The 8979-nt window shown below is 31.8% G+C and carries 8 protein-coding genes; all 8 read right to left on the minus strand.

What is annotated here, in order from left to right; all coding sequences use genetic code 11:
• Positions 1-4: 4 nt before the first annotated feature.
• The 8 genes from IRZ99_RS17555 to thrS all read right to left on the minus strand — a co-directional run bounded on the left by IRZ99_RS17555 (position 5) and on the right by thrS (position 8176).
• Complete coding sequence (locus IRZ99_RS17555) at positions 5-1771, minus strand: tetratricopeptide repeat-containing sensor histidine kinase (protein ID WP_194658486.1); 1767 nt, start codon at positions 1769-1771, stop codon at positions 5-7.
• Positions 1772-3496, minus strand: coding sequence for a tetratricopeptide repeat-containing sensor histidine kinase (locus IRZ99_RS17560; protein ID WP_194658487.1), 1725 nt, complete (start codon positions 3494-3496; stop codon positions 1772-1774).
• Between the two features lie 168 nt (positions 3497-3664).
• Entirely contained in the window at positions 3665-4099 is a 435-nt protein-coding gene (locus tag IRZ99_RS17565) for a carboxymuconolactone decarboxylase family protein (RefSeq protein ID WP_194658488.1), read from the minus strand.
• A 79-nt stretch (positions 4100-4178) separates the two neighbouring features.
• The gene (locus IRZ99_RS17570) at positions 4179-4751 is read right to left on the minus strand and encodes a Crp/Fnr family transcriptional regulator (protein ID WP_194658489.1); all 573 of its coding nucleotides are present in this window, start codon (positions 4749-4751) and stop codon (positions 4179-4181) included.
• Positions 4752-4896: 145 nt separating this feature from the next.
• Entirely contained in the window at positions 4897-5241 is a 345-nt protein-coding gene (gene rplT / locus IRZ99_RS17575) for a 50S ribosomal protein L20 (RefSeq protein WP_007810721.1), read from the minus strand.
• 101 nt (positions 5242-5342) lie between these two features.
• Entirely contained in the window at positions 5343-5540 is a 198-nt protein-coding gene (gene rpmI, locus IRZ99_RS17580) for a 50S ribosomal protein L35 (RefSeq protein WP_007810722.1), read from the minus strand.
• A gap of 115 nt (positions 5541-5655) precedes the next feature.
• Positions 5656-6207, minus strand: a complete 552-nt coding sequence (gene infC / locus IRZ99_RS17585) for a translation initiation factor IF-3 (RefSeq protein WP_072974136.1) — start codon at positions 6205-6207, stop codon at positions 5656-5658.
• Positions 6208-6229: 22 nt separating this feature from the next.
• Positions 6230-8176: a threonine--tRNA ligase gene (thrS, locus tag IRZ99_RS17590; protein WP_194658490.1), complete on the minus strand. Its 1947-nt coding sequence runs from the start codon at positions 8174-8176 to the stop codon at positions 6230-6232.
• Between the last annotated feature and the right edge of the window lie 803 nt (positions 8177-8979).

Genomic DNA, 8979 nt, shown 5'->3' on the forward strand with positions numbered 1-8979 from the left:
TATTTTATAAAGGGAAAGTGAAACTTATTTTAAAACCTTTTTGTGAATTATTACCAAAAATAATAGTTCCATTAATAGTTTTAATACGGCTTTCCACATTTTGGAGGCCATTTTTTAAAATTAATGTGTTATTTTTAATTCCTACTCCATTATCAATGTAAGTAACGTGTAGATTTTTATTCTTTATGCTAAAGGAAATGCTAGCGAGTGTTGCTTCGCTGTGTTTTTTCATATTCACAAAAAATTCTTGCAAAACCCTGTAAAGAATTATTTTTTTATTCTTTTCTATTTCATTCCAACGAATAGTATCAAAACCATTTATCAAGATATTAATTTCTGCGGCTTTATGCCCCAGGATCATTTCCTTTACTGCTTGTGGGTAATTTTTATCTGTGCAGATATTGCTATTTTCTTTTGAAATATTTCTTGTTTTGAAATAAATAGTATCCAGATTGTTTAGTAATTTTTCTTTATTTTCATCTTGTTCAAGATCTTTAGTTTCGGCAAAAGCTATGGTTTGATAAACATCATTAGCAAGTTCGTCATGTAATTTCTTTGATATTCGTATCTCACTGCTAAAAATGGCATCATTTTTTTCTTTTCTCCCTTTTGAGGTTAAATAAAAATAGAGGAATAAAAAGAGTCCTAAAACAAATGCTATTATTAAATAGGAAATGATAATCCGGTTTTTCTGTCTTTCCAATTGTATCTTAGTTTCTGTTTTTAAAGCTTTTAGCTGTAAATTTTCTGCTTTGTCTTTATTAAAATTATATTTAATGTTAGAAAATTGATTTTTTGTTTTTTTCTGCGCTATGTGCAAGTTATCTGTAAGTTGTATATATTCTAACGAATATTTTTTTAAATCACTTCCATCACTAGTTTTTACAAGTAATGCTAAACTACTGATCTTTTCGCCTACATTATTTATTTGTAAAGCATTGTTATATGCTTGTTTGGCATATTCTTTTGCTAAGATTGGGTTACTTTTTTGAAAAAATAAAGAGAGATGTTTTAAAGAGGTCGATAAGCCGTCGTTGTTTTTATATTGTAATCTTATTTTCAATCCTTCATAATAGCAGTCTAATGCTTTTTTTGAGTCTCCAAGTTTGTAATAACAAAAGCCCAGATTGTCTATGATATAAGCATGGTCATTATTATTTGCCGCATCATAACTGGATATTCTTTTTTGAGATGCTAAAATATTAAGAAGAATTGCAGCTTCTCTGTATTTGTGTTGCTCCATGTAAACGACGACTAAGTTGTTTATGGCAAGACTTTTTCGCCAAGTACTCGTCTTTAACTTAATAGCTTTCTTGAAATATAAAATTGCATTTTTGTTATCATAGCTATGAGTATAACTTATTCCTAAAAGATTGTATACAATCCAGGAATAACGAGGATTTTTGATTTCTTTTAGATAAGGCAAAGCTTCAGTTGCACTTGCTTCGCTAGCTATGTAATCGCATTGATCTTGCTGAATTTCAGCAATACATGATAAAGCATATACATAATCAGTGGTGTTTGTTTTAGGGTCGCAAAGTGCTTTAACTTTAGTATAAAGGTAAAAAGCACTATCTTGTTTATTATTGTCAAAATAGATATCAGCGCTGTCAGTTAATCTTTTTATTTTTTCGGTGAGATCTGGTTTAGATTTAGTTATCGTCTTGCTTTGACAAAAATGTATAAATAAGCACACTAATAATAGAGAAAGTATTATTATTAGGTATTTTATTTTTTTTTTATGAGAAAAAGTTAAGTATTGTTCTCTCATCTATAGAGGAAATTTAATAAAAACTTTGAATCCTTTATTGGGCTCAGTATCAATGTCGATCTCTCCTTTTATGCTAAGGATACGGTTCTCGACATTATGTAAGCCATTTTTGAAAATCATATTATTAATATCAATACCTTTCCCATTATCAGTATAATTTATAATAACGCTTTTGTCTGTTTTTTTGAAATTGATACCTACTAAAGTTGCACTACTATGTTTTTTCATATTTACAAGCAACTCTTGTAGAATTCGATAGATAGTGATTTTTTTGTTTTTTTCTATTTCGTTCCATGGAACAGATTCTATATCATTTAAGATAAAATTAATGTTTGAAGTATTGAAACCAGAAATCATTTCTTTTAAGTAGAAAGTATATTTTTCATTGGTTATTACTGGACTGTTTTCCTTTGAAATATCTCTTGTTCGTGAATAAATTGCATCTAAATTAATTAAAAGCTGTTCTTTATTCTCGACTATCGAAAGATTTCTATTTTCGGCAAAAGCCATTGTGTGGTATATATCATTTGCAAGTTCATCATGTAGTTTCTTTGCTATTCTTGTTTCACTTTTATAAGTGGCTTCAATTTTTTCTCTATTACCTCTTGATGTTAGGTAGAAATATAGAACAACAATCAAACTTAAACTTAAAACAATTAAAATGTAAGAAATGATGTTTCGATTTTTTTGTCTTTCAAGCTGTAATTCGTTCTCAGCTTTATGGGTTTTTAATTTTAAATTTTCTTCTTTTTCTTTTTTAGAGTCATACTTAATTTTTGCAAACTGATTTTTTGCTTTTTGTCTTACTTCTGTAATACTATCGTTTACTTTAATGTATAAAAGAGAGTATTTTTTTAATTCATGATCTTTAGTATTAGCTATTAATTGCTTTAGTGCCGACATTCTGCCATCAACATCATGAACAGAAGTATATTTGTCATAACTGACCAAGGCATATTTTGTAGATGAGTCAACGTTATTAGGATAGTAAAATTTGGCAAGATGAAGATTAACTTTTGCTGACTCCCAATTATCGTTTATTTTATTGGTTAATTGTAAAGCCTTGTTGAAATAAGAAACTGCCTGAATATCTCCAATTTTGAAATAGCAAAAACCTATATTATCTAATACTTTTGCATAGTTTTCAGTAACTTCAATTATTTCCTTTTCCTTGCTTAAACGAAGATAAATCTGAAGTGCTTCCTTATATTTATGTTGTTCTAGTAAAACAACGGCTATATTATTTTCTGCACTTAATTTTCTCCACTCGCTTGTTTTTAATTCTAAAGCTTTATTATAATATAAATTGGCATTTCCATAATCACCTTTACTTAGGTAAGTGTTTCCAAATTCTATATAATTGTTCCAGATGTGTTTTTGTTTTTTTACATATTTTAAGTAAGGTATAGCCTCTGTTAATGTTAATTCACTTCCGTCATAATCTCCATGATAGCGCTGAATTTCGGCTATGTTGTTTAATGTACTGATAAAATTTTCAGAATCGGTAATAGGATGACATATTGACTTTATTTTGTTATAATAGTAAAATGCGCTATCAAATTTTTTATCATCATAAAATCTGTCAGCTATAACAGTAAGTTTTATAACTTGGCTCTTAGTATTTTTAGGTACAGCATTAGAGGTCTCTTTCCTTTTTTGACAAGAAAATAAGATAAGAAATAGTAGTATAATAAATAGATTTATCTGAGGCCTTTTTGTAGTCATGTACCAAAAATAGAAAATTTTCGTTCTTACGTACACCTATAAATAAGGTATTTTAAATTATTGCAAGAATTAAGATTTTGTGGCTCTCATTTACAAGTAGATACAAACAAGTCCTCTGGTAGGAGGACATGTATTAGCTAAAATGTTGTAAAATTTATCTTTATAAAATTATACTGCTCGCATTCCTGTGGTAATTCCAATTTGATTCCAGGCGTTAATGGTAATGATCATCATAATGATTTCTGCAAGGTATTTTTCATCAAATAATTTAGCGGCGTTTTGATAAACTTCTTCAGAAACATGATTGCTGATCATTGTTACTTGTTCTGTTAAGGCTAAAATTGCTTTTTCTTCTTCAGAATAAACATCAGCTTCACGCCAGGTACTTAATAAATAAATACGCTGTTCACTGACACCATATTTTCTGGCATCTGCTGTATGTATGTTAATACAATAGGCACAACCATTTATTTGTGATGCACGAATTTTAATTAATTCTTTATGGACTGGTGTTAATGAAGTTGTAGAAATGTACTTTTCTAAATTCATCATTGCTTGATAAGCTTGTGGGGCAACTGTTGGGATAACGATTCTTGGTTTCATTTTGTGTGTTTTTAAAAGTTTGATACAAAGTTCCTGTATGTCTGCTTAAAAAAACTTGAACTACTTCAAGAAATCAAAGTCATACTTTTCCAGCTCTGATTTTACTCATAAATTCGGCTGAAAAATCTAAGTAAGATGCAATCATATATTGTGGAACACGCTGTACAAATTCAGGAAAGTGATCATTGAAATGATGGTATCGTTCCTCAGCTGACATAGTAAACAAGAATTTAATTCGCATTTGCATAGCTCCAAATGACTTTTGCGATACGATTCTAAAGTAACGCTCTAATTTCGGAATTTGAATCAGTAAGGCTTCCAATGTAGGTTTTTCTATTGCAATGATTTCTGAGTTCTCCACAGCCTGAATGTAGAAATTAGAAGGCGTGTGATTATGATAACTTAATAAATCAGTAATCCACCAGTTCTCAATTGCAAATTGAAGTGTTTGTTCACTTCCTTTCGTGTTTATGATATATTGTCTTATACAGCCTTTGACAACAAAATACATGGTATTGCAAACCTGTCCTTCTTTTAAAAGATGTTCTTTCTTTTTTACTTTAGAAAGTTGTAAGCACGATTCTAAAGTATCGATCTCCGAAGGTTCTAAGTTGATGAATTTTTCAATATGTCGAAAAAGTGCTTCGTGCATATGGATTTGATTTAATACAAATGTACTTTAAAATTCAATTTATAAAAGATGAAAAAATACAAGCTGTTGTAAAACAAAAAACCACTCGCAATGCGAATGGTTTTTCTATGATAAGTAAGTAATCTAAATTGAGTTTATAAAACGTTTATTTTACTTTATTAAGTATTGCTTTGAAAGCTTCAGGGTGGTTCATAGCTAAATCTGCAAGAACTTTACGGTTCAATTCGATTCCGTTAGCTTTTACTTTCCCCATGAATTGAGAATAAGACATTCCTTCCAATCTAGCTCCAGCGTTGATACGTTGAATCCATAATGCACGGAAATTTCTTTTGTTTTGTTTTCTATCGCGGTAAGCGTAGCACATTGCTTTCTCTACTGCATTCTTAGCAACTGTCCAAACGTTTTTACGTCTACCAAAGAAACCTTTGGCTTGCTTCATTATTTTTTTTCTTCTTGCTCTTTTAGCAACTGAATTTACCGATCTTGGCATAATTTTAATGTGTTTTTGTAGCAGGCGTCCTGAATTGAATCAAAGGAACTTAAAAGCCATACTCCAAGGTTATATAAATAATTTTTTAACCTAAAGAATTATTAGATAATTCTTAATTGTTGTTTGATGCTTTTCATATCTGTAGAGTGAACTAGCGCTGAGTGAGTCAAAGCTAATTTACGTTTTTTAGATTTTTTAGTCAAGATGTGACTTTTAAAAGCATGCTTTCTTTTAATCTTTCCAGAACCAGTAACTTTAAAACGTTTCTTGGCGCTAGATTTTGTTTTCATTTTAGGCATTTTTCCTAGTGTTTTAATTTATTCTTACTTACTTATATCTTGGTCTGAAAGTTTAAAAGTCAAAAATTGAAAGTCACTTTATGACTTTCAATTTTAAGACTTTCGACTTTAAGACTTATTTCTTTTTCTTCGGAGCAATGAACATGATCATTCTCTTTCCTTCTAAAACTGGCATAGCTTCCACTTTACCATGTTCTTCTAAATCTGTAGCCAAACGTAGTAATAAAATCTGTCCCTGATCTTTATAGATAATAGAACGTCCTTTAAAGAATACGAATGCTTTTAATTTAGCACCCTCTTTCAAGAATTTCTCGGCATTCTTTCTTTTAAATTCGTAATCATGCTCATCAGTTTGAGGACCAAAACGAATTTCTTTTACTACAACTTGCGTAGACTTAGCTTTTAAAACCTTATCACGTTTCTTTTGTTCGTAAACAAATTTCTTGTAATCCATGATTTTACAAACCGGCGGCTCAGCGTTTGGCGAGATTTCAACCAAATCCAATTCGAATTGATCTGCTAAACGTAAAGCTTCAGCAAGCTTAAATACACCTGGCTCGATGTTTTCACCTACTAATCTTACTTCTTGTACACCACGAATATTATTGTTTATTCTGTGTGCATCCTTTTTTTCTACTCGAGGTTGATAACCTCTGTTGCTTCTTATTGCTATGACTTTATAATTTAAGTTAAACTGTAAAAACTTTTAATGTCTTTTTTATTTCTTCGTCTACAATTGCGACAAATTCATCAATTGTAACTGTAATATTCCCTTTTCCTTCCTGACCGTGACGACGAATAGAAATCGTTCCGTTTTTCTCTTCTTCCTCACCAACAATCAGCATAAATGGTATTTTTTGCATTTCTGCATCTCTAATTTTCTTACCAATTGTCTCGCTTCTGTTGTCAATTAGGGCGCGAATTTCGTGATTTTCTAGCAAATCTAAAACTTTTTTAGCATAAATTTCGTATTTCTCGCTCAAAGACAAGATTATAGCCTGTTCCGGCATTAACCAAAGTGGGAAATTTCCTGCTGTGTGTTCTAGTAAAATTGCTATAAAACGTTCCATAGATCCAAAAGGAGCTCTGTGAATCATTACTGGGCGATGTAATTCATTATCAGCACCTTTATATGTCAATTCAAAACGCTCAGGCAAGTTGTAATCCACCTGAATAGTTCCTAATTGCCATTGTCTTCCTAAAGCATCTTTTACCATAAAGTCAAGCTTCGGACCGTAAAAAGCCGCCTCGCCATATTCTACTACAGTATTCAATCCTTTGTCTGCTGCAGCATTGATAATCGCATTTTCAGCTTTCTCCCAATTTTCATCAGAACCGATATATTTTTCTCTGTTTTCCTGATCTCTCAACGAAATTTGAGCTGTAAAGTTTTCAAATCCTAAAGAACCAAATACATAAAGTACTAAGTCAATTACTTTTTTAAACTCTTCATCCAATTGTTCCGGAGTACAGAAAATATGCGCATCATCCTGAGTAAACCCTCTTACACGAGTCAAACCATGCAATTCACCAGATTGTTCATATCTGTATACTGTGCCAAATTCAGCATAACGCTTTGGTAAATCTTTATATGACCAAGGTCTTACGTTGTAGATCTCACAGTGGTGAGGGCAGTTCATAGGTTTCAATAAAAACTCTTCACCTTCAGCTGGAGTATTGATTGGTTGAAAACTATCTGCGCCATATTTCGCATAGTGACCAGAAGTTACATAAAGCTCTTTCTGTCCAATATGTGGAGTAACTACTTGTTCGTATCCGGCTTTTTTCTGAGCTTTCTTTAAAAATTGCTCTAAACGATCTCTAAGTGCAGCACCTTTTGGTAACCATAAAGGCAAGCCTTGTCCGACTTTCTGTGAGAAAGCAAACAATTCAAGTTCTTTACCTAATTTACGGTGATCACGACGTTTTGCTTCTTCAAGAAGTTCAAGATATTCAGTCAAATCTTTTTGTTTAGGGAAAGATGTTCCGTAAACACGAGTCAACTGTTTATTCTTTTCGTCACCTCTCCAATAAGCTCCGGCAACGCTCATGATTTTAAAAGCCTTGATGATTCCGGTATTCGGAATATGTCCACCTCTACATAAATCAGTAAAAGTAGCGTGATCGCAAAAAGTGATAGTTCCGTCTTCAAGATTCGAAATCAATTCAGTCTTGTAAACGTTATCTTTATACATTTCTAGCGCATCAGTCTTACTAACCGGACGCATTTTAAATTCGTGTTTTTCTCTTGAAATCTCAAGAACACGATCTTCGATCTTTTTAAAGTCAGCTTCTACGATTTTTTGATCTTCAAAATCCACATCATAATAGAAGCCATTAGCAATCGCAGGTCCAAGAGTTAATTTGATTCCTGGATACAATTCTTCAAGTGCTTGCGCCATTACGTGCGAAGTAGAATGCCAAAAAGCTTTTTTACCTTCCGCATCATTCCAAGTATATAAAATAAGACTACCGTCGGTCGTCAATGGAGTTTCGGTTTCTATTGTTGTACCATTAAAGGATGCTGAAATCACGTTTCTTGCAAATCCTTCACTAATGCTTTTAGCAACCTCCATCGGAGTTACGCCTGAAGCAAACTCTCTAATTGACCCGTCGGGTAAAGTAATCTTAATCATTGTTTATAATTTTGTGAATGCAAATATAGCGCATTACTAAAATACATACAATATATAAATGAATGTTTATACTATATATGTATTAGGAATAAATGTGATTCTTAATCTGATGCTGTTTTGTACATATATATGAGGTGGAATTTCTACTATATTATATAGCAAGGATTCTTTAGGGAAGAATTAGTGTTTTAATAAGGAGCTATTTCCCGCTATCCGCTACAATCTTTTGTGGTGAACCCCACCACAAAAGGATTTTCGCTTCTATCGGGGCTAGGGGAGTCGTTTTCAAGAGAGGTGTTTCTTATATATAAGTATAGAATGAAATTTTATAACGTAACCAAAGGCATGAAAAGAGACTTTGTGTCTTAGAATCTTCGTGGCAAAGACCAAAAAAGGGTTTATACAGATGTAAAAGGTCAAAAAGAAGAGTAACGCGATATGTTGTAAAGTTCTCAGAAAAGAATGTATTGCTGTGTGAAGTCCATAAAAATGATAGTTCAGGAAATAAAAGAATTGAGACAAACACAAACACTACGGAATATTCTTATAAATGACAAAAAACTTCAAAAGCTAAGTTTTGAGTTATCAGAGTGTTAAGAAAAAGTTTTAAAAAAGATCAAAAAAACTCATAGAAAAAGCTTGCAGAACTCAATAAAGGTGGTACTTTTGCACCCGCAACAGCGATAGACGTTCACTGAAATACTGACAAGCAGACGAATTAAAACTGAAAAAATATTTTCAAAAAAGATTCAAAAAAGCTTGTGAGATTTGAAAACAGATGTTACATTTGCACCCCGCAAAAC

This window comes from Flavobacterium sp. LC2016-12 (genome assembly GCF_015351595.1).
Taxonomy (GTDB): domain Bacteria; phylum Bacteroidota; class Bacteroidia; order Flavobacteriales; family Flavobacteriaceae; genus Flavobacterium.